Annotated in this window: 21 protein-coding genes and 1 pseudogene; 8 read left to right on the top strand and 14 right to left on the bottom strand. The window is 71.0% G+C overall.

Features of this window, described 5'->3' with window-relative positions:
• Nucleotides 1-5 precede the first annotated feature (5 nt).
• The 3 genes from AB0F38_RS21550 to AB0F38_RS21560 are packed head-to-tail and all read right to left on the bottom strand — an operon-like array spanning nucleotide 6 to nucleotide 3,407.
• Nucleotides 6-752 carry a succinate dehydrogenase/fumarate reductase iron-sulfur subunit gene (locus AB0F38_RS21550; protein ID WP_361895652.1) on the bottom strand — a complete coding sequence of 249 codons (747 nt, stop codon included), beginning with the start codon at nucleotides 750-752 and terminating at the stop codon, nucleotides 6-8.
• Nucleotides 749-2,698 carry a fumarate reductase/succinate dehydrogenase flavoprotein subunit gene (locus AB0F38_RS21555; protein ID WP_361895654.1) on the bottom strand — a complete coding sequence of 650 codons (1,950 nt, stop codon included), beginning with the start codon at nucleotides 2,696-2,698 and terminating at the stop codon, nucleotides 749-751. Before AB0F38_RS21555 ends, AB0F38_RS21550 begins: the two co-directional genes overlap by 4 nt.
• A gap of 1 nt (nucleotide 2,699) precedes the next feature.
• On the bottom strand, nucleotides 2,700-3,407 hold the full coding sequence (locus tag AB0F38_RS21560) for a succinate dehydrogenase (protein WP_361895657.1): 708 nt from the start codon (nucleotides 3,405-3,407) through the stop codon (nucleotides 2,700-2,702).
• A 96-nt stretch (nucleotides 3,408-3,503) separates the two neighbouring features.
• Here AB0F38_RS21560 and AB0F38_RS21565 point away from each other — a divergent pair, with 96 nt between their 5' ends.
• Nucleotides 3,504-4,409 (top strand): LysR substrate-binding domain-containing protein, encoded by a 906-nt coding sequence (locus AB0F38_RS21565; RefSeq protein WP_361895973.1) that lies wholly within the window; start codon nucleotides 3,504-3,506, stop codon nucleotides 4,407-4,409.
• Nucleotides 4,410-4,492: 83 nt separating this feature from the next.
• Here AB0F38_RS21565 and AB0F38_RS21570 read toward each other — a convergent pair whose 3' ends face one another.
• The 3 genes and pseudogenes from AB0F38_RS21570 to AB0F38_RS21580 all read right to left on the bottom strand — a co-directional run.
• On the bottom strand, nucleotides 4,493-6,667 hold the full coding sequence (locus AB0F38_RS21570; RefSeq protein ID WP_361895659.1) for an EAL domain-containing protein: 2,175 nt from the start codon (nucleotides 6,665-6,667) through the stop codon (nucleotides 4,493-4,495).
• Nucleotides 6,664-7,482 carry an SAM-dependent methyltransferase gene (locus AB0F38_RS21575; protein WP_361895661.1) on the bottom strand — a complete coding sequence of 273 codons (819 nt, stop codon included), beginning with the start codon at nucleotides 7,480-7,482 and terminating at the stop codon, nucleotides 6,664-6,666. The genes AB0F38_RS21570 and AB0F38_RS21575 overlap by 4 nt, the downstream gene beginning before the upstream one ends.
• A gap of 215 nt (nucleotides 7,483-7,697) precedes the next feature.
• Nucleotides 7,698-8,321: pseudogene (locus tag AB0F38_RS21580) on the bottom strand (SCO0930 family lipoprotein); the annotation flags it as partial.
• 144 nt (nucleotides 8,322-8,465) lie between these two features.
• Here AB0F38_RS21580 and AB0F38_RS21585 point away from each other — a divergent pair.
• The 3 genes from AB0F38_RS21585 (at nucleotide 8,466) to AB0F38_RS21595 (ending at nucleotide 10,531) form a co-directional block, all read left to right on the top strand.
• Complete coding sequence (locus AB0F38_RS21585; protein ID WP_361895984.1) at nucleotides 8,466-8,975, top strand: hypothetical protein; 510 nt, start codon at nucleotides 8,466-8,468, stop codon at nucleotides 8,973-8,975.
• 16 nt (nucleotides 8,976-8,991) lie between these two features.
• Nucleotides 8,992-9,759 carry a hypothetical protein gene (locus AB0F38_RS21590; protein WP_361895664.1) on the top strand — a complete coding sequence of 256 codons (768 nt, stop codon included), beginning with the start codon at nucleotides 8,992-8,994 and terminating at the stop codon, nucleotides 9,757-9,759.
• 226 nt (nucleotides 9,760-9,985) lie between these two features.
• Complete coding sequence (locus AB0F38_RS21595) at nucleotides 9,986-10,531, top strand: hypothetical protein (protein ID WP_361895667.1); 546 nt, start codon at nucleotides 9,986-9,988, stop codon at nucleotides 10,529-10,531.
• A gap of 91 nt (nucleotides 10,532-10,622) precedes the next feature.
• On the opposite strand, the gene AB0F38_RS21600 is transcribed toward AB0F38_RS21595, so the two are convergent.
• Nucleotides 10,623-11,207, bottom strand: a complete 585-nt coding sequence (locus tag AB0F38_RS21600; RefSeq protein ID WP_361895669.1) for a hypothetical protein — start codon at nucleotides 11,205-11,207, stop codon at nucleotides 10,623-10,625.
• Nucleotides 11,208-11,519: 312 nt separating this feature from the next.
• Between AB0F38_RS21600 and AB0F38_RS21605 the strand changes: the two genes are divergently transcribed.
• Nucleotides 11,520-12,182, top strand: coding sequence for a class F sortase (locus AB0F38_RS21605; protein WP_361895672.1), 663 nt, complete (start codon nucleotides 11,520-11,522; stop codon nucleotides 12,180-12,182).
• Nucleotides 12,183-12,419: 237 nt separating this feature from the next.
• Here the strand turns inward: AB0F38_RS21605 and AB0F38_RS21610 are convergent, their stop codons facing one another.
• Nucleotides 12,420-13,265, bottom strand: a complete 846-nt coding sequence (locus tag AB0F38_RS21610) for a polysaccharide deacetylase family protein (protein WP_361895675.1) — start codon at nucleotides 13,263-13,265, stop codon at nucleotides 12,420-12,422.
• A 152-nt stretch (nucleotides 13,266-13,417) separates the two neighbouring features.
• Between AB0F38_RS21610 and AB0F38_RS21615 the strand changes: the two genes are divergently transcribed.
• Complete coding sequence (locus AB0F38_RS21615; protein ID WP_361895678.1) at nucleotides 13,418-13,879, top strand: universal stress protein; 462 nt, start codon at nucleotides 13,418-13,420, stop codon at nucleotides 13,877-13,879.
• A 61-nt stretch (nucleotides 13,880-13,940) separates the two neighbouring features.
• Here the strand turns inward: AB0F38_RS21615 and AB0F38_RS21620 are convergent, their stop codons facing one another.
• Nucleotides 13,941-15,140 (bottom strand): CapA family protein, encoded by a 1,200-nt coding sequence (locus AB0F38_RS21620; RefSeq protein ID WP_361895681.1) that lies wholly within the window; start codon nucleotides 15,138-15,140, stop codon nucleotides 13,941-13,943.
• A 257-nt stretch (nucleotides 15,141-15,397) separates the two neighbouring features.
• Between AB0F38_RS21620 and AB0F38_RS21625 the strand changes: the two genes are divergently transcribed.
• Nucleotides 15,398-15,967, top strand: a complete 570-nt coding sequence (locus AB0F38_RS21625; RefSeq protein ID WP_361895684.1) for a sigma-70 family RNA polymerase sigma factor — start codon at nucleotides 15,398-15,400, stop codon at nucleotides 15,965-15,967.
• On the opposite strand, the gene AB0F38_RS21630 is transcribed toward AB0F38_RS21625, so the two are convergent.
• A complete protein-coding gene (locus AB0F38_RS21630; RefSeq protein WP_361895687.1) occupies nucleotides 15,901-16,098 on the bottom strand; it encodes a zf-HC2 domain-containing protein in 198 nt (65 codons plus the stop codon). The two genes, AB0F38_RS21625 and AB0F38_RS21630, sit on opposite strands and share 67 nt — an antisense overlap.
• Nucleotides 16,099-16,209: 111 nt before the next feature.
• On the opposite strand from AB0F38_RS21630, the gene AB0F38_RS21635 reads away from it, so the two are divergent.
• A complete protein-coding gene (locus tag AB0F38_RS21635) occupies nucleotides 16,210-16,716 on the top strand; it encodes a hypothetical protein (RefSeq protein ID WP_361895690.1) in 507 nt (168 codons plus the stop codon).
• A gap of 20 nt (nucleotides 16,717-16,736) precedes the next feature.
• Here the strand turns inward: AB0F38_RS21635 and AB0F38_RS21640 are convergent, their stop codons facing one another.
• The 4 genes from AB0F38_RS21640 to AB0F38_RS21655 form a co-directional block, all read right to left on the bottom strand.
• A complete protein-coding gene (locus AB0F38_RS21640) occupies nucleotides 16,737-17,924 on the bottom strand; it encodes a histidine kinase (protein WP_361895693.1) in 1,188 nt (395 codons plus the stop codon).
• A complete protein-coding gene (locus AB0F38_RS21645) occupies nucleotides 17,921-19,411 on the bottom strand; it encodes a cation acetate symporter (RefSeq protein ID WP_361895695.1) in 1,491 nt (496 codons plus the stop codon). The genes AB0F38_RS21640 and AB0F38_RS21645 overlap by 4 nt, the downstream gene beginning before the upstream one ends.
• Nucleotides 19,408-19,770: a hypothetical protein gene (locus AB0F38_RS21650; protein ID WP_361895697.1), complete on the bottom strand. Its 363-nt coding sequence runs from the start codon at nucleotides 19,768-19,770 to the stop codon at nucleotides 19,408-19,410. The genes AB0F38_RS21645 and AB0F38_RS21650 overlap by 4 nt, the downstream gene beginning before the upstream one ends.
• Before the next feature lie 61 nt (nucleotides 19,771-19,831).
• Entirely contained in the window at nucleotides 19,832-20,584 is a 753-nt protein-coding gene (locus tag AB0F38_RS21655; RefSeq protein WP_361895700.1) for a LytTR family DNA-binding domain-containing protein, read from the bottom strand.
• Nucleotides 20,585-20,647 lie beyond the last annotated feature (63 nt).

Here is a 20,647-nt window from a genome sequence, read left to right on the forward strand (position 1 = left end):
TGCGGTCAGCGGCGCACCTTGCGGGTGGCCCGCAGCCACTCCTTGTTCATCGCGGCGATCGAGGGCAGCGGGATGCCCTTCGGGCACGCCGTGGCGCACTCGCCGGTCAGGGTGCAGCCGCCGAAGCCCTCCTCGTCCATCGTGGCGACCATGTCGAGCACGCGTGTCTCACGCTCCGGTGCGCCCTGCGGGAGGACGTTGAGGTGGTTGATCTTCGCCGAGGTGAAGAGCATCGCGGAGCCGTTGGGGCAGGCCGCGACACAGGCGCCGCAGCCGATGCACTCGGCGTGCTCGAAGGCGAAGTCGGCGTCCGGCTTGGGTACCGGGGTGGCGTGCGCGTCCGGTGCCGTGCCGGTGGGTGCGGAGATGTAGCCGCCGGACCGGATGATCCGGTCGAAGGCCGAACGGTCGACGACGAGGTCCTTGACGACCGGGAAGGCGGAGGCGCGCCAGGGCTCGACGTCGATCGTGTCGCCGTCCTGGAAGGACCGCATGTGGAGCTGGCACGTGGTGGTGCGCTCCGGGCCGTGGGCGTCGCCGTTGATGACGAGGCTGCACGCGCCGCAGATGCCTTCGCGGCAGTCGTGGTCGAAGGCGACGGGCTCCTCCCCGCCGAGGATGAGCTCCTCGTTGAGGGTGTCGAGCATCTCCAGGAACGACATGTCCTGCGAGATGCCGTCGACTTCGTAGGTGGCCATGGCGCCGGGCGCCTCGGCGTTCTGCTGGCGCCAGACGCGCAGGGTGAGCTTCATGCGTAGCTCCGCTGGGTGGGGTGGACGTACTCGAAGACGAGGTCTTCCTTGTGCAGGACGGGGGCGTCGCCGGCGGAGCTGAACTCCCAGGCGGCGGCGTAGGAGAACTCCTCGTCCCGGCGGGCGGCTTCGCCGTCCGGGGTCTGTGACTCCTCGCGGAAGTGGCCTCCGCAGGATTCGGCGCGGTGCAGGGCGTCGAGGCACATGAGCTCGGCGAGCTCCAGGTAGTCGACGATCCGGTTGGCCTTCTCCAGCGACTGGTTGAACTGTTCGCCGGTACCGGGCACCTTGATGCGGCGCCAGAACTCCTCGCGGATACGCGGGATCCGGTCCAGCGCCTCGTGCAGCCCTTCCGCGGTACGGGCCATTCCGCAGAACTCCCACATGAGTTCGCCGATCTCCCGGTGGAAGGAATCCGGGGTCCGGTCGCCGTCGACGGCGAGGAGCAGCTCGAGCCGGTCCTCGGTCTCGGCGACGGCCTCGGCGACCGCCGGATGGCCGGCGTCGACGGCCTCGGTGTGCGGGTTGCGGGCCAGGTAGTCGTTGATGGTGGACGGCAGTACGAAGTAGCCGTCGGCCAGGCCCTGCATCAGTGCGGAGGCGCCGAGCCGGTTGGCGCCGTGGTCGGAGAAGTTGGCCTCGCCGATCGCGAAGAGGCCCGGGATCGTGGTCTGGAGGTCGTAGTCGACCCAGAGCCCGCCCATCGTGTAGTGCACGGCGGGGTAGATCCGCATGGGTGTCTCGTACGGATTCTCCGCGGTGATCTGCGCGTACATGTCGAAGAGGTTGCCGTACTTCTCCTCGATCTTGTCCCGGCCCATGCGCTGGATCGCGTCGGCGAAGTCGAGGTAGACGCCCTGCCCGCCGGGTCCGACCCCGCGGCCCTCGTCGCAGACCTTCTTCGCGGCGCGGGAGGCGATGTCGCGGGGCACGAGGTTGCCGAAGGCCGGGTAGACGCGCTCCAGGTAGTAGTCGCGCTCGTCCTCCGGGATCCGGTTGGCCGGACGGTCGTCGCCCTTGGCCTTCGGGACCCAGATGCGTCCGTCGTTGCGCAGCGATTCACTCATCAGCGTCAGCTTGGACTGGTGCTCGCCGGTGCGCGGGATGCAGGTGGGGTGGATCTGGGTGAAGCAGGGGTTGGCGAAGTAGGCGCCCCGCCGGTGGGCACGCCAGACGGCGGTGGCGTTGGAGTTCATCGCGTTCGTCGACAGGTGGAAGACGTTCCCGTAGCCGCCGCTGGCCAGGACGACCGCGTCGGCGAAGTACGTGTCGATCTTCCCGGTGATCAGGTCCCGGGCGACGATCCCGCGGGCTTTCCCGTCGACGACGATCAGGTCGAGCATCTCGGTGCGGGAGTGCAGTTCGACGTTGCCCGCGGCGATCTGGCGGGACAGCGCCTGGTAGGCACCGAGGAGGAGCTGCTGTCCCGTCTGGCCACGGGCGTAGAAGGTGCGGGAGACCTGGACGCCGCCGAAGGAGCGGTTGTCGAGGAGGCCGCCGTACTCGCGGGCGAAGGGCACGCCCTGAGCGACGCACTGGTCGATGATCTGGACGGAGATCTCGGCCAGTCGGTGCACGTTGGACTCGCGGGCGCGGAAGTCGCCGCCCTTGACGGTGTCGTAGAAGAGCCGGTGCACGGAGTCGCCGTCGTTGCGGTAGTTCTTCGCCGCGTTGATCCCGCCCTGCGCGGCGACGGAGTGGGCGCGCCGGGGCGAGTCCTGGAAGCAGAACTGGACGACGTGGTAGCCCTGTTCGGCGAGCGTCGCGCCGGCCGATCCGCCGGCCAGGCCGGTGCCGACCACGATGACGGTGTGCTTGCGGCGGTTGGCCGGGTTGACCAGCTTCGCCTGGAAGCGGCGGGTGTCCCAGCGGTCGGCGACGGGGCCCTGGGGTGCCTTGGTGTCGACGACGGGCGCGCCCGTGGCGTAGTTCGTGTAGTCGCTCATGTCAGTTCACCACTCCGGTCATGACGGCCACGGGCACGGAGACGAAGCCCACCGTCAGCACCGCTGCCAGGACGTTGGCGAGTGCCTTCAGCACCCGGTCACGGGTCGCGTTGCCCACGCCGAGGGTCTGCGCGGCGCTCCAGAACCCGTGCTGGACGTGCAGGCCCACGGCGAGCACCGCGACGATGTAGATGACGTTGCCGTACCAGGTGGAGAAGGTGTCGAGCACGTTCTGGTAGGGGTGCCCGGACTGGAATCCGCCGGTGTGCACGGTGCCGGTCGTCAGGTCGAGGATGTGCCAGACGATGAACAGCGCCAGGATGATGCCGCCCCAGCGCATGGTGCGGGTGGCGTAGCTCGCGCGCGCCTTCTTGTGCACGTACGCGTCCGGGCGCGCCCTGAGGCCGCGGCGGCTCAGCTGGTACGCGGAGACGGCGTGCAGGACGACGGCCGCGACGAGCACCACGCGGACGATCCACAGGGCCCACTCGTAGTGCAGGAGGGGCTCGCCGAGGGTCCGGAGCCAGTGGGCGTAGTGGTTGAACTCGTCTGATCCGAAGAAGATCTTCAGGTTGCCCAGCATGTGGACGACCAGGTAGCCGAGCATGATCAGGCCGCTCACGGCCATGATCGTCTTCTTGCCGACGGACGAGTCCCAGAGCGTACGCGTCATGGACGGCCGTCGGTCCGTCCGCGTTGCCAATGCCATGGACACGACGCTAGGGCCGAAGGGCACCATCGGTCCAAGACATGAAGTGATTCATATCCATAGGCATTGCCTATGCATCCCGCTATCGTCGGCTTCATGCACTTCCAGCAGCTCACCTATTTCGTGGCCGTCGCCGAGGCGAGGCACTTCACCCGGGCCGCCGAGGAGGTGCACGTCTCGCAGCCGTCGCTCTCGCAGCAGATCAAGGCGCTGGAGAACGAGCTGGGTGCCGAGCTGTTCAGCCGGGCGCGGGGCAACATCGCGCTCACCGACGCGGGCGAGGCGCTGCTGCCGCTGGCCCGTCGGATCCTGGCGGACGCGGACACCGCACGGCACGAGGTGCAGGAGCTGGTGCAGCTGCGCCGGGGGCGGATCAGGCTCGGCGCCACACCCAGCGTGTGCACGGGCCTGCTGCCCGACGTGCTGCGCGCCTTCCACGATCTGCATCCGGGCGTCCAGCTCCTGATCGAGGAGGGCGGCTCCCACGACCTCGTACGGGAGCTGGCCAGGGGGGCGCTGGACCTCGCGCTGCTCGTGCTGCCGCTGCCCGCCGCGTCGCCCGCGCTGACCACGGTGGAGCTGCTGAGGGAGGACCTGGTGGTGCTGTCGTCGCCCGCCCGGCCGGCACCCGGCCACGAGGGGACCGTCCGCATCGCGGATCTCGCGGGCGAGCCGATGGTGATGTTCCGGCACGGCTACGACCTGCGGGAGCTGACCGTCGCAGCCTGCCGCGCGCAGGGCTTCGAACCGTCGTTCACGGTGGAGGGCGGCGAGATGGACGCCGTTCTGGGCTTCGTACGGGCGGGCCTGGGGGTCGCCGTGGTGCCCCGCATGGTCGCCGTACGGGCCGGCCAGGATCTGCGGTCGTCGCCCCTGGCGTCACCCGGTCTGCGGCGCACGATCGCACTCGCGCACCGCAGCGACGTGGCGCCGCCGCGGGCGGCACGCGAGCTGCAGCGGATGCTCCTCGCGAGCGGGCCGGACGGGCCCTGCCGGACCTAGCCGTACGCCGCCGCGCCCCGGCCGCACCCGGTGTCCTCGGCCGCCGGACAAACGCGCCCGACGGTCGCGGGGACCCATGCCTCTCAGACCGCGTCCGCCAGCAGCAGTGCGTGGATCCGGTCCGGCGCCCCCGGACGGGCGTAGTACCAGCCCTGGGCCGTGTCGCAGCCGAGCTGCTTCAACTGCTCGGCCTGTGCCCCGGTCTCCACGCCCTCCACCGTGACCGCGAGGTCCAGGCTGTGGGCGAGCGAGACGATGCCCTCGACGATCTTCATGTCGACCGGGTCGGCAGGGTGGTGCTGCATTCCCTGGGTGAAGGAACGATCCAGCTTGAGCACGCTCACCGGAAGGCGGCGCAGGTTCGCCAGGTTCGAGTAGCCGGTCCCGAAGTCGTCCAGGGCGATGTCCACGCCCATCTCCGCCAGCTGACGCAGCGGCTTGAGCAGATCGTCGTCGGCGCCGATCAGCGCGGACTCGGTGACCTCCAGACAGAGCGCCCCCGGTTCGAGCCCGGAGCGTTCCAGCACGTCGACGGTCTCGGCGACCAGCCGCGGGTGGTGCAGCTGGGTGGGTGACAGGTTGACGTTGATCCGCAGCGGGCCGCCGTCGGTGTGCCGCTCCTGCCAGTGGTTGGCCTGCCGGACCGACTCCTCCAGCACCCAGCGCCCGAGCGGCACGATCAGCCCGGTGTGCTCGGCGAGCGGGATGAACCGGTCGGGTCCGAGCACCCCGTGCTGCGGGTGGCACCAGCGCACCAGCGCCTCCGCACCGTGCACGCTGCCGTCGCCCAGGTGCACCAGCGGCTGGTACTCGATGAAGAACTCACCCCGGTCGAGCGCCGTGGGCAGCGCCGTCGTCAGCCCGTGCCGGGTGATGGCACGGGCGTCCGCCTCGGCGTCGGCGAGCGCGAAGCGGTTGCCGCCCGCCGCCTTGGCCCGGTACATCGTGATGTCGGCGCTGCGCAGCACCTCCGCGGCGGTGCGTTCCCCTGACGGCCCTTCGACGACGCCGATGGATCCGCGTACGGTCAGCTCCCGGCCGTCGAGACGGATGGGTGTGGCGAGCGCCGAGAGGATGCGGCCGGCCAGTTCGTCGACCTCCTCCTCTGTACGCGGCCCGGTCGTGAGGGCCACGAACTCGTCACCGCCGAGCCGGGCGACCATCTCGCCGCGTGCGGTCGCACAGCTCTGCAGCCGGTCGGCGACCTCGACCAGGAGGCGGTCGCCCGCCGCGTGCCCCAGGCTGTCGTTGATCGCCTTGAAGCCGTCGAGGTCGAGGTAGCAGAGCCCGAAGCGCGTGCCCTCCTTGTGGGCGAGGGCCTTCTCCAGACGTTCGAAGAAGAGGGTCCGGTTGGGCAGTCCGGTGAGCGCGTCGTGCGTGGCCTCGTAGCGCAGCCGCAGGTTGAGCAGCCGCCGCTCGGTGGTGTCCTCCAGGAGTGCGAGCTGGTATTCCGGCCGGCCCTCCGGGTCACGCAGCAGCGAGACCGTGAGGTTGGTCCACAGCACGGTGCCGTCGTTGCGGTAGTACGGCTTCTCCACGCTGTAGTGCTCGCGCTCGCCGCGCACCAGCTCGTTGTAGTACTTCCATACGTGCGGCGAGTCCTCGGGATGGACCCACTCGTGCACCTTGTGGCTGCGGACGTGGTTCTCGAGTCCGCCGAACATCCGGGTGAGGGTGTCGTTGATCTCCAGGATGTTGCCGTCGAGGTCGGCGATGCCGATCCCGATGGCGGCGTCCTTGAACACCGCACGGAACCGTGCCTCGGTCGCGTGCAGCGCCTGCTCCGCGTGCGAGCGGGCGGTGAGCGCCGACCGGGCGATGGCCTCCTGCTCGGCGAGTGTCCGCTCGCGCAGCGCCTGGGTGAATCCACCGGCGAGCGCGTGCTGGATGCGCGCGCAGCGGGCCCGGCTGTCCTCGGTCGACAGCTCCACCGGTCCGTTGCCGCCGCAGTACAGCACCAGGTACGAGTCGACGACACCGAGCGTGGAGCTGAGGGCTTCGGGATCGGTGCAGTGCGCCTCGACGAGCGCGGCGCCCACCCGCTGGGCCGACGCCGCGTCGAAGGGCCATGCATGAAGGATTCCGCTGAGCTCCCTGGCCATCGGCAGCAGATGCTGCTCGAACTCCGGACGGGTCATCGATGTGGCCGTGGACGGGAAGATCGCCCGGCTCCAGATGGTGGCGAATCTCCGGAGCCGGCCCTCCGGCCCGTCCGGTTCCGCGTCCGGCGCGCCGGACGCCTGGGCGGGAATGCTCACGCCTTGCGTCCAACCCCGGCGATGCCCGAGAAGGCGAACGGGTCTTCCTGTGCCCGCGACCCGGGAGACTCCGGACGCCAGTCGGGCATGAAGACGAGTCCGGGCTCGACGAGGTCGAAGCCGGTGAAGAAGCGGCTGATCTCCTCCCGCGACCTCATGACGAGTGGATTGCGGATGTTGCGGTAGACGCCGACGGTGCCGCCCGCCTCCTCCTGGGAAAGCGGAATGCCCTCGTACGAGGCGTGGGTGAGGACGAGCAGGCTGCCGGGGGCCAGCGCCTCGTGCAGCGTGGCTACCGCCCCGTACGGGTCATCGGTGTCCTCGATGAAGTGGAGCACCGCCACGAGCAGCAGGGCCACCGGCTTGTCCAGGTCGATGAGTGCGCGGATCTCCGGATTCTCCAGGATTGCCTCGGGCTTGCGCAGATCCGCCGCGGCGACCACCGCCCGCTCGTTGCCCTCCAGCACGGCCTGACTGTGCGCGACCGCGACCGGGTCGTGGTCGACGTACGCGATCCGGGCCTCCGGGTCGTCCGCCTGGGCGACCTCATGGACATTGCCGAACGTCGGTATGCCGGATCCGATGTCCAGGAACTGACTGATTCCCGAAGCGGTGGCGTAGTGCACGGCCCGTCTCATAAAAGCCCGATTCGCCTGCATGATCTTGGGAAGCCCCGGCATGAACTCCATGGCCTTGCGGGCCGCTTCCCGGTCCACCTCGAAATTGTGCGAACCGCCCAGATAGAAGTCGTACATGCGAGACACACTCGGCACCGAGATGTCTATGCCCTGCGGTGCCCAGGAGGGACGCTCCATCGATGTCTCCAACAAGTCGCCACGGTGATCCGGCCATGTTCATGGCCAGCGTGGACCAGAGGCTACTGATGGACCGCCAAGAGAGCGAGTGGAAACGGCAATGAGAGATCCGTTATTGGTCACACACCAGTGGCATGTGCACCGGTACGTCGCTGCGCGTGAACACTCGGCGACGGACCGATACGGCGAACCTCCCCGGAGTGCCACGTGCAGGTTCCGACCAGCTGTGCGTCGGGCGACGCCGCGTACCATGTGCCCCCGAACCCTTGGCCGTTGGTGTCTTTGGGCTCGGCGTCGCCGGAGAAGGTGCGGATCGGCCAGCAGTCGACCGACTGCTGCTCGATACCGTCCGGGCGGTCCGAGGTGGTGAATCCCTCGGTGTGACACCCTCGACATCATTCTTCTGCGGGGGACTGACGACGGGCCACTTCTTGAGGCAGTCGCCGGTGTACGCCGACTTCGTCGGCCAGGCCGAGGTCCTTCGTGAAGTGGTAAACCGTCATGCCTCTCTCGTCGACGACGATGTCTCCGAGTTCCGGGTCCTTGGGGACCGAAAGTCCGGCGAGGTCAGCCGGTGCGGCACCCGGGTTCCTGGCCGCCTTTTCCCGTCCGGGGCCGAGGCGAACCACCTGCCTCCGAGACCCCGCCCGTTGACGTCCGCCGGCCCCGTGTCCTTGGCGTACCGGTACATGACCACCCGCCACGGTCAGTTGCCTGGTCCCGTAGGCCCGGGTGACCTCGCCCGACAGTGCGGCGTCGGTGCCCGCGGCGGCCGCGGCGTCGTCGGCCGGCACCACCGGCCGGGCCTTCGCACAGTCGCCCCCTTTCGTGGCCCTGGGTACGGACGCCCGTCGGCCCCTTGATCCATACGGCACCGAGAAAGCTTCTCCGGCCGCAAACGCGCGGGGCCGAATATCCCACCATCAGGCGAATCGGGCCCCCGCCGGGCGTGTCCTTGGTCGCCGGGGAACATGCTCCCCGGCGTGTACGGATCACGCCTGGCGCGGCTCACGGCCGCCGCCGCTCTGTTCTGGCTCTTCGCCCTGCCGGCGCCGGCGACCGGTGACGACTGCGCGGTCGCCTCCGTCGGACAGGGGGACGGCGGCTCGTCCGTCGCCGTGTCGGGCCCGGGCGGGTGCAAGGCCGTCATCACCGAGCCGCAGCCCTCTCCGCCTCCGCCACCGGCCCCACCGAAGCCCGAGCCACCATCACCCCCTCCTGCACCACCCCCGCCCCCGCCTCCCCCGCCCCCGCTTCCCCTCTCCGTACCGCCCGAACCGGAACCCGAACCGGAGCCGGAACCCGAACCCGCGCCGCCACTGCCCGAGCCGCGTGTCACCCCGCCCACGCCCGCACGCGTGGCGCTCCCCGCCTACCGGAAGCCGCCCCGCAAAGCACCCGCGGCCGGCCCCTCGTTGGTCTCGCTCACCCTGCTCGTCACCGCACCGGCCGTGTTCGCCGTAGCCGTGCTGCGGCCCCGCTCGTCCCGCTGAGCACCGAAGGGAACACATGTCGGAATGGCTTGTTCTGACCATCGCGATGGCCTCGGCCTGTGCCGTCGTCCTCACGATCGCCGTCCTCAACAACCGTCGCATCGGGGAGGACGACGATCCCTCCGAGACACCCGACGTCATCGAGTACATGACGATGATGATCGGCGTGGTGTATGCGATCGTGCTCGGTCTCGCCATCGCGGGCGTCTGGGAGGGCCGTAGCGCCGCCCAGGAGTCCGTACGCCTGGAGGCTCAGGCCCTGCACGAGGTGAGCGCGCGGTCCGCCGTCTACCCGACGGAGGTCCGCGACCGCATCCGCAGCGATGTGGACGCGTACGTGGCGCATGTCGTGAACGACGAGTGGAAGGCCATGACGGAGACCGGCCGCCTCACCGCGGAGGGCACCAGGCTCCTCGACCGGCTGCGGGCGGACGTCACGGGGTACCGGCCGCGGACGGACCACGAGGGCCAGGCGTACCAGCCGCTGGTGGACCAGGTGGCCGCCGTCGACGACGCGCGGGGCTCACGGGGGCAGAACGCGGGCGCGACCATGCCGGGAGTCGTCTGGTTCGGCCTGATCACCGGAGCGCTGGTCACGGTCGGGCTGATCTTCACGCTCCAGATCCGCAGAACGTTCCGTGAGCTGCTGCTGGCAGGCCTCTTCAGCGTCCTGATCGCCTTCCTGCTCTTCCTGATCTGGGACTTCGACGCCCCCTTCGGCCGGGGCATCTCGGCGACCACCGCACCCTTCGACGATCTGTTCCCGCACGCCACAGGTGGCTAGGGTCCTTCATCCGGATCCGGCCGGAACCCGCGAGCCCGGCGTGATCCGTCCGGGAGACGCTCACCCCCCGGCCGGTGCGCCGGCCGGGGGACAAGGCTGCCCCATTCGCCGGACCCCGATCGCGGGTGATATGAGGCACTTCTAGCGTTTCGGGCATCGAGGTGCATTTCTCACGCTTTGCGGAAATCCGTTCCGCAGCTGCTCCTCGGGACCCGGAGGATTCACCATGCGCGCGATACGTGTCGCACCCGCCGCCCTGCTGGGCGCCGCCGCCTGTGTCCTGATGGCTCCGGCCGCATCGGCCCATGTGCTCACCGGCGGCACGTCCGACTTCACGCCGACCATCACCCCGTCGACGGTCGCGCCGGGAGGTCAGGTCACCCTCGGCGCCATGGGGTGCACGAGCGACGCGACCGCTTTCTCGGGCGTGTTCGACACGACCACCATCCCGAGGGGGAGGTCGGCCACCGCCACGGTCGACTGGGATGCCAAGCGGGGTTCCGTCTACGAGGTGACCTTCCGCTGCGGCACCACCACGCGGACGGCGGACCTGTCCATCACGAGCGGGGCCACCGCCTCCCCCACGACCCCTCCCACCACAGCCCCCACCACCAGCTCCACCGCGTCTCCCAGCGGAGTGCTGGGAGGACTCGGCGGCAGTGTCGACACCATGGCCCCCGGAGAGATCGCCACCGGTTCCGCCCTGGTGACGGCTGCCGCGGCCGGCGCCTTCTACTTCCTGCGCAAGCGGCGCACCGGCCGTCAGCACTGACAGTCCGGCACGCCCGCACGACGGTCGCCCCGGGTCCTGATCCAGGACTCGGGGCGACGGGCGTATCGGGCCGGGCGGGAGGTCGGACGCGTCAGACAGCCGCATCGGTCATCCGGCGACGGACGATGAAGACGGCACCGCCGACGGCGGCCGCGGCGACGAGGCCACCTCCGATCTGCATCTCGACGGAACTCGGGCCCATCGAGCCGCCGAGACCGCCCTGCGCACCCCGGCTGGGGAGCACGGTGAACCGGGCCGTCGCGACCGAGTCGGCCTCGTCACCGCGGTTGCCGCGGTCACCGCCGTTGCCTCCGTTGCCGCCGTCACCCCCGTTGCCGCCACCGAAGTTGTTGCCGCTCTCGTTGCACTTCACGGACAGGCTGTACTGACCGGGCGTCGCGTTGTCCCGGATGCGGGCCGTGGCGTACCCGACCCGGCCCGGCGAGAGGTTCACCGTCGGGAACGCGTTCGACCAGACCTTGCCGCCGGCGCGGCCGCAGCCCTCGGCACTGACCTGCAGGGTGGCGCCCTGGTGCACCGAGGACGGGTTGACGGTGACGTTGGTGGGAGCGGTGCTCGGGTTGCCCGGGCCACCGCCCGCGGCGGCCATCGGGGCGGCGAGACCGACCGCCGCGAATGCGGTCGCGGTCACCGCGAGAGCGCGTGAAGCACGCATCTTCGAACCTCCAGCGGGAAGCGCCCCGGAGTCTTGTTCCCCGGGATCAGTCGACGAGAACGCGTCCCATGACGAACCCTCACCGGATGGATCGGATGTCGCACTTCGGCACTGCTCCACGCTGGTGAGGCGACACGCCGGTCGGTGGCTCCTGAAGCTGACGGAGCCGCAGGTCACGGACCGTCAGAACTTTTATCCGCTCATTACTCCGAAGAGAAGGCAGTTCCGCGGCCGCCACCCGTTCGCCCTTCTCTGATCGCCCCCGCACCATCCCCCACCTAGCGTGGGCGACGTCGCGACGAAGGGAGAACCATGGGCCGGCACCAGTGGGGCACCGAGCGGGGCAGACGCACACCGTGGGGCGCGATCGCCCTGGTGATGCTCACCGGACTCGCTCTCATGCGCAATGGCGTGGAGACCTCCCCCGGACCGCCGCAGCCCGCCGCCGCCGCCTCGGTGAGCGGCCCCCGGGACGCGGCGGAGGCCGAGCCGGTCGCGGGCGAGCCGGTCCAGCCACTCGCGTACGCTCCCGTCGCCCGCGTACAGATTCCCTCGATCCAGGTCGACGCACCCGTGATCGATGTGAACCTGGATCCGGCCGGCTGGATCGAGGCGCCTCCCGCTCAGGACCCGAACCTCGCGGGCTGGTACCAGAACGGCATCTCCCCGGGCCAGCGCGGAACCGCGGTCGTGGTCGGCCACGTCGACAATCTGTCCGGTCCCGCGGTCTTCTACGGCCTGGGCTCCCTCCAGAAGGGGCAGCGCGTCGAGGTCTCCCGCTACGACGACCGGGTCGCGGTGTTCGAGATCTACGGGGTCGAGGTGTTCTCCAAGAACGACTTCCCCGGTGCCCGGGTGTACGGCGACACCGGGTACTCCGAGCTCCGGGTCATCACCTGCGGCGGCGGCTATTCGAAGGCCGACGGCTACGACGGGAACGTCGTCGTCTTCGCCCGGCTCGTCGAGACGCGCTAGTGCCGCGGCAGGCAACGTTTGCCTGTCGAGGAGCGGCGTCGGGTGCGTGCTCTCGGCGTGCCGGCCGGAAGTCCTCGTACTGGACGTACTCGGGCTTTCGGCCGGTGCGGCGAGAGTGCGTGCCGGGCGTCGCGACGGGGCGAACGTCGCCTGTTGCGGCGCTAGCCGGTACGGACGCTTCCGGCGCCGGCGAGCCCGGTGCGCGCGAGTCGCGCACGGGCACGTCGGGTCCTGCCGTCAGCCGCGGTGCGGGACCGTCGGACGGTAGCCGTCCGCGATCAGTGCGGGCAGATACCGCCGCAGGGCCGCCACGCTCTGGGACCGGTTGCCGCCCGCGTCGTGCGAGAGCACCACGACGCCGGGTGCCGCACCTCGCTCGACCCGGCGGACGATGAAGTCGGTGCCCGGTGTCGTCCAGTCCAGGGTGTCGACGGTCCAGGCCATCGGTTCCATACCCATCGCGGCGCCGATCTCGAAGGAGTTGCGGTTCCAGGCACCGTACGGAGCCCGGTACCAGAGCGGCGGGGCCCCGAGCGTCCTCTCGATCACCTCGCTGGTGCTGCCCAGTTCGTCGCGGATCCCGCTCCTGGAGAGCTTCGGGATCAGCGGGTGCGACCAGGAGTGATTGCCGACCACGTGCCCGTCGTCCGCCATCTCGCGCAGCAGGTCCCGGTTGCCCGCCGCCATCTCGCCGCAGACGAAGAACATCGCCCGCACCCCGTACCGGCGCAGCGTCGCCAGGATGTCCGGCGTGTAGCGCGGGTCGGGGCCGTCGTCGAAGCTGAGCACCATGGCGTCGGCCCCCAGCTCGGGCATCTCCTCGAACGGCCGGGTGCGGACCGGTGGCGCGGCGGGACGGAAACGGGGCGGGGTGCCCCCGGTCATCGGCCGCAGCCGGTAGGCGGCGGGAGCCGTCCTCCCCGGCGACGGGGGGCCGGAGGCCGGCCCGAGCGGCTCGCCGCCGGGGCGGGCGGGCGTACCGGCCGGGTCCGCGGCGATCATGCGTACGGCGGTGGCGGCTCCCAGCGTGAGGGCGAGGCGCAGCAGCGTACGGCGTTCCGCGGGAATCTGATCATTTTTCATGGCCAACTGCTCGCACGGGCTTCCGCCCGGATCCGGCCACGACACCGGACGCGCGGTGATCTGCACCCGATGGGCGGAGTGCGGAGCCCGCTGCCGCTGGGAACGCCGCCCGGGACGGCCGGCCCCGGGTCGGAGCGGCTAACCTCGTGGCCGTGACAGACCAGCGACACGACCGGTTCGAGCGCGGCACCGACGGCCCCAAAGTGATCGTCGCGGGCATCGACGGCTCCGACTCCTCGATGCGGGCGGCGGCGTACGCGGCGGGCCTGGCCCGCCGGCAGAACGCCATGCTCGCCCTTGTCTACGTCCAGCCGGTGATGCCGGCCGGCGCCGCACTCGGGGTGCCGGTCGCCGACACGACCGGCGAGGTGGCCGAGGAGCTGGTGAACGAGATCAGGACGGCGACCGAGCGCCTGAAGGACATATGGAATGTCCGCTGGGAGTTCCACACGTTCCGCGGTGACCCGTACAACGGACTCGTGACGGCGGCCGACGAACTGACGGCGGACGCCGTGGTGGTGGGCGCCTCGGAGTCCGCCGGGCACCGCTTCATCGGGTCGGTGGCGGTCCGGCTGGTGAAGGCCGGACGCTGGCCGGTCACCGTCGTGCCGTAGCGCGGCCGCGTATGCGCGCGCCATGGCACGATGGCGCCGCCCGCGCCGTCGTGCCGGCCGGTCACTTACCCATGACGAGACCGGCCTGGGCGGCGCCGCGGCTGAGGACGACCCCGCGGATCCTGTCGCGGACCTCCCGCAGGCGCTGGGCGGGTGCGCCGAGAGGGACCACACGCCCGGCCTCGGTGTCGAACCACTGGGGGATGAACTCGGCCTTGCTCACGGTCCAGCGCTGCCCCTGGCTCCTGGGCGGTGCGAAGGTGAAGCGGCCCATCGAGCTCTCGTTGCCCCGCGGGTCCTGGGCGCCCTCGTGATTGACCATGGCGCCGGCGATCTGGTCGCCCATGCCGTAGACGATCCAGGTGCCGTTGACCTTCTCGTACGCCTGCGGGACATGGGCGTGCGTGCCGAGGATCAGGTCGATGTCGGGGCGGTCCCCGGTGACGGAGGCCGTGAGCTCGCGGCCGAGTCCGAGCTGGACGTCGTCGGGCGCCTCCTGCCATTCCGTTCCCCAGTGCAGGGACAGGACGACCACGTCGGCGCCCGCGCGGCGGGCCGCCCGGGCGTCCGCCACGATGCGGTCCTTGTCGATGAGGTTGACCGCCCACGGCTGATCGAGGGGCACCGGGTTGTCGTTGGTGCCGTAGGTGTACGCGAGGTGGGCGACCTTCGCCGCCTTCTTGCCCGTCCCCGCCCTGAGCAGGGTGGGGCGGCCCGCCTCGGCTGCCGAGCGGGCGGATCCGGCGTGGGCGACGCCCGCCCGGTCCAGGGCGTCGAGCGTGCGGCCGATGCCCGGGACACCGTCGTCCAGGCTGTGGTTGGACGCGGTGGAGCAGGAGTCGAAGCCGGTGGCGTGCAGGGCCGTCGCCACCTCGGGCGGTGACTTGAAGGACGGATAGCCCGTGTAGGGGCCTCCCTTCTGCCCGTACACCGTCTCCATGTGGCAGATGGCCAGATCCGCACCGGAGACGAGCGGTGCGGCGCCCTTGAGCATCGGCCGGAAGTCGTACCCCTTGCCGCCCGCGTCGGCCGCGGCCCGGTCGATGACCGAGGAGTGGGGCAGGACGTCGCCCGAGGCCAGCAGCGTGAAGGGGCGTGCGGTATCCGCTCCCCCGCCGCCCGCCCCGCTCGCGCCGTGCTCGGCGGACAGGTGCCGCCCGGCGAATCCGGGTGGCGTGGACTGCTGGCCGGTACAGGCCGTTGCGGCGGCGAGGAGGCCCGCGACGGCGATCACCGTGCCTTGTCGGATGCGTTTCGCCATCTGCGCGACTCCCAGTTCGGATGATTTCGGCCATCCGAATACACATATATTCATATTGCCGAGTCAAGGACAAAACTCGTGAAGTACCTGAATCGGCCGTATCGCCGCCCCGTGACCGTTCACCGCACCACTCGCCGCTCCGAGCGACCGCTCGGCGCACACCTCGGTGCACCGCCTGTTCCCCCGCGCCCCGATGCGTTCGTATACGCCAGGCGGGAGCGAGGCGGCAGGGGCCTCTTCGGGAAAGGACGTTCACGATGACCACGGCGACAACCGATGAGCGCGCCCTCGCGGAGCTGCAGCGGGAACACGGGCCGGCACTGCTCCACTTCCTGCTGGGACTGACGTTCGGCGACCGGCAGCGGGCGGAGGACCTCTCGCAGGAGACGCTGCTGCGTGCCTGGCAGCACCCGGAGGCGTTCGACGCGCCCTACGACTCGATGCGGCCCTGGCTCTTCACCGTGGCCCGGCGCCTGGCCATCGACGCCCGCAGGTCCCGTCAGGCCCGGCCGACCGAGGTCAGCGACGTCGTCCTGGAGAGCGCGCCCGCCCGGGAGAACACCGCGGACTCGGCGGTCCGCGCGCTCGATGTGCGTGAGGCCGTCAGGACGCTCAGCCCCGAGCACCGGGCGGTGCTGGTGCAGATCTACTTCCGCGGACTGAGCGTGGGCGAGACGGCTCAGGTCCTCGGCATACCGGCAGGCACGGTCAAGTCCCGTTCGTACTACGCGCTGCGGCTGCTGTCCCGCAATCTGCCGGGCTATTCCAGCAGGTCCTCCTCGTCGAGCAGCGCAAGCAGGGACACGGCGTCGGCGACCTCCACATAGGCCGCGGCGCACGCGTCGCACCGCTGGAGGTGCCGGGCGACGGGGCCCGTCTCCTCGGCGGACAGGGCGTCGAGCACGTAGGCACCCAGCAGGTGCCGCACATGCGGGGCGTCGCCGCGGTCGGCGGTCATCTCACCTCGTATCTCCCGACGGATCCTGCCCTTCTGCCCACGCGGGGCGACCGCCCCCGGTTCAATGCTGCGGGAAGCCCGGTACCGAGTCGGAGAGGGAGGCGATACGGGATGCGTCCCGAACATCACGACGGAACCAGCGGGGGCGGGCTGATGGTCCCGACGGCCTGGATGTACGCCGAGCACATCGCGGACCAGCTGCTGGTCACCGGGGACCTGATGGAACCGGCCACGCCGGAGTACCGCGCGGGACGTGAGGCGCTCGCCCTGACGCTCTTCCTCTCCGGCGGAACGGTGGCCGGTGCGCTGTCCGCGGCCCGGGTGGACGAGCTGCGGCTGCTCACCGCGTACGGGACGTCATGGAGGCGTTGGGTGTGCGAGCGGCTGGACGTCCTGGAGCGGCCGGGGCAACCGGATCCGGACCTGGCATCGGCGCGGGCGGCCTGGCGCTGGCTGGAGGAGACGGAGCTGCCGGCCGCCGACCTCGACGCGCTCGGGCCGCCGCCGTGGGAGCCGGCGGGCGGCGACGGGGACGAGGAGTGCGGGGAGACGCGGGTGTGGACCCCCGCATGGCGGCTGGGGCTGCCGCTGGGGCATCTGGCGATTCATCTCTACTGAGCGCCGGGCTGGTCCGTTCGTCATGAACCGTGCACTCCCGCACGGTATTTGGGCAGCCGAAGCGTGATCTTCATACCCGCGCCGACGCCCGTCTCGATGACCAGCCCGTAGTCGTCGCCGTAGACCTGCCGCAGTCGCTCGTCCACGTTCAGCAGTCCGATTCCGGTGGAGGTGCCGCCCTCGCCGCGCAGGATCCGCCGAAGCCGCTCCGGCTCCATGCCGGTGCCGTCGTCCTCGATGACGACCTCCGCCTCGGCGCCGGCGTCCAGGGCGCTGATGGTGATGCGGCTCCGGGTGACGGCACCCTCCAGGCCGTGCTTGACGGCGTTCTCCACGAGGGGCTGGAGACAGAGGAACGGCAGGGCGACGGGAAGGACTTCCGGGGCGACCTGGAGGGTGACCGAGAGCCGCTCGCCGAAGCGGGCCCGCACCAGCGCCAGGTACTGGTCGATGGAGTGCAGCTCGTCGGCCAGGGTGGTGTATTCGCCGTGCCTGCGGAAGGAGTAGCGGGTGAAGTCGGCGAACTCCAGCAGCAGCTCGCGCGCCTGCTCGGGGTCGGTGCGGACGAAGGAAGCGATGGCGGCCAGCGAGTTGAAGATGAAGTGCGGCGAGATCTGGGCCCGCAGTGCCTTGATCTCGGCCTCGATCAGCTGCGTACGGGAGCGGTCGAGCTCGGCGAGCTCCAGCTGGACGCAGACCCAGCGGGCCACCTCCCCCGCCGCCCTGGCCAGTACGGCCGATTCGCGCGGGGCATAGGCGACGAGCGCGCCGAGCACCCGGTGGTCGACCGTCAGCGGGACGGCGACGGCCCAGCGCAGCGGGCAGTCGAGGTCGCCGCAGTCGCTGTGGAAGGCGATGTCCCGGCCACCGGCGAGGAGCTCCCGGACGTGGTGCATGACATCCCTGCCGTGGTGGTCCCCTTCGCCGTCCCAGACGAGCACCCGGTCCCGGTCGGTGAGGCAGAGGGCATCGGTGCCGAGCAGGGAGCGCAGCCGGCGGGCCGACCTGCGGGCGCTCTCCTCGGTGAGTCCGGCGCGCAGCGGCGGCGCGGCGAGGGAGGCGGTGTGCAGGGTCTCGAACGTGGCGTGCTCGACGGGTGTGCCCACATCACTGATGCGCACGGGACGGGCCGTGCGGCCCAGGAGGAAGCCCGTGCCCAGGAGCAGCAGGGCCAGCAGGGCGATGACGGTGATCCCCGCCCCGGTCATCGGCCCCTCCCCGCGATCAGGGCTTCGGGGAGGTGGAAGCGGGTCATGGCGGCGTTGGTGCCCGGCGGTATCCGTCCGGGTGTGGCGAGGGAGACGAGGATCATCGCGAGGAAGCCGACCGGCACGGACCAGACCGCGGGCCAGGCGAGCAGTGCGTGCGGCCAGCCCGGCGGGCGTACCGCGCCGCTGACGGTGATGGCCACGGACAGCAGGGCCGAGCCGCCGCCGAGCAGCAGCCCCGCGATCGCGCCGGGCGGGGTGAGCCGCCGCCACCAGATGCCGAGGACGAGCAGCGGGCAGAAGGAAGAGGCGGAGACCGCGAACGCCATGCCCACGGCGTCGGCCACCGGTACCCGGCTGACCAGCAGCGAACCGGCCAGCGGCACGGCGATGGCGAGGACGGTGGCGAGCCGGAAGTGCCGTACGCCGCGCGAGGGCAGGACGTCCTGGGTGATCACTCCGGCGACGGCCATGGTGAGGCCCGAGGCCGTGGACAGGAACGCGGCGAACGCGCCGCCGGCGACGAGCGCGCCGAGCAGGTCGCCGCCGAGGCCGCCGATCACACGGGCGGGCAGCAGCAGGACGGCGGCGTCGGCGTCACCGCCGTGGATGAGTTCGGGGGCGTACAGCCGCCCCAGGGCCCCGTACACCGGCGGCAGCAGGTAGAACACGCCGACCAGGGCGAGCACGGCGATCGTGGTGCGGCGGGCGTCGCGGCCGTTGGGGCTGGTGTAGAAGCGGACCACGACATGGGGCAGGCCCATCGTGCCGAGGAAGGTCGCCACGATCAGTCCGTACGTCGCGTAGAGCGGGTGGTCGGCGCGGAAGACGGAGATCTGCTCGTCGAAGCTGACACGGGGCCCTCCGTCGCCCTGCCAGGCCAGCACCAGGAAGATCGCCGGGACGAGGAGGGCGGTGAGCTTCAGCCAGTACTGGAAGACCTGCACGAAGGTGATCGAGCGCATGCCTCCGGCCGCGACGGCGAGCACCACGACGGAGGCGACGAGCACGTCGCCGAGCCAGCCCGGGGCACCGGTGAGGATCTTCAGCGTGAGGCCGGCGCCCTGCAGCTGCGGTACGAGGTACAGCCAGCCCGCACCGACGACGAACACGCTCACCAGCCTGCGCACCTGCCGTGACTCCAGGCGCCCCTCGGCGAAGTCGGGCAGGGTGTACGCCCCCGAGCGGCGCAGCGGCGCGGCGACGAAGATCAGCAGCACCAGGTATCCGGCGGTGTAGCCGACCGGGTACCAGAGCATGTCGGGCCCGTGCACCAGGACCAGGCCCGCGATGCCGAGGAAGGAGGCGGCGGAGAGGTACTCACCGCTGATCGCCGCGGCGTTGAGCCGCGGCCGTACGGTGCGCGAGGCGACGTAGAAGTCGGAGGTGGTCCGCGAGATCCGCAGTCCGAAGCCGCCGACCAGCACGGTGGCCAGGACGACCAGGGCGACCGCCACCACCGATGCCGGGTGGCCGGGTGCGCTCACGGTGCGGGACGGCCTTCCACGAGCCGGGCGAAGTCGCGCTCGTTGCGCTCGGCCCGCCGTACGTACCACCAGGCGGCGAGGGTGAGCGGCGGACAGGTGGCGAAGCCGAGCACCGCCCAGACGACGGTGTCGCTGCGCAGGGCCTCGAAGACGAGCGGCAGGGTTCCGGCGACCAGGGCGAGCACGGCGAAGACGGTCAGCCCGGCGCGGAGCTGGCCGCGCATCAGCGAGCGGACGTAGGCACCGCCGAGCGCGGTCTGCTCGTCGATCTCCGACTGGGCACGGTAGCGGGGCAGCGGCCGGACCCGCCGGGGTTCCCCGGTGACCACCTCGCGCCGGGGTGTGCTCTCTGCGGACATGGGCTCGGAGTGTAGGCGGCACGGAGGCGGCTGGGAAGGGTCGCAGCCGGGTAGGCCCAGGTCAGCGGCCGGTCTGGCGCATGAGGAGATCGCGCAGGGCGCGGGTGTGACGCCGGCTGACCGCGAGCTCCGCGTCGCCGATGCGCACGCTCATGCTCCCCGCGTCGAGGCGGAGTTCGTCGATGCGGCCCAGCGCCACGAGATGGCGGCGGTGGATGCGTACGAAGCCCCGGGACCGCCAGCGCTCCTCGAGGGTGGTGAGCGGGATCCTGACGAGATGGCTGCCGGTGGCGGTGTGCAGCCGGGCGTAGTCGCCCTGCGCCTCGGCGTACGCGATGTCGTCCACGGGGACGAAGCGGATCACCCCGCCCAGTTCGACCGCGATCTGGTCGGCCGCGGCATCGTGGACGGGCGCGGAGCGTTCGCCCACGTGCTCGGCGACGCGTCGCACGGCTTCGGCCAGCCGCTCGCGGCGCACGGGCTTGAGCACGTAGTCGACGGCCTTGAGGTCGAAGGCGTGGACGGCGAAGCCTTCGTGGGCGGTGACGAACACGATGAGCGGGGGTGCGGCGAAACCGGCCAGGAGCTGGGCCACGTCGAGTCCGGTGAGGCCTGCCATGTGGATGTCCAGGAAGACGACGTCGATGGCCGAGGGGTCCTCGGGCCCGGCGTCGACCGCGCCGCCGATGCGGCGCAGCGCCTCGGTGGCCCCGGTGGCTCCCTCGGCGCTCCGGATGCGGGGGTCGGCGCGCAGGAGGTACAGGAGTTCCTCCAGGGCGGGTTCTTCGTCGTCGACGGCTAGTACGCGCAGCATGAGGCCGGAGTGTAGGTGGTGCCCGGGCGATGCGGGGTGACGGCCGAACCGGCCGCGTACCCG

Source organism: Streptomyces sp. NPDC025273 (assembly GCF_040638585.1).
Classification (GTDB): domain Bacteria; phylum Actinomycetota; class Actinomycetes; order Streptomycetales; family Streptomycetaceae; genus Streptomyces; species Streptomyces cinereorectus.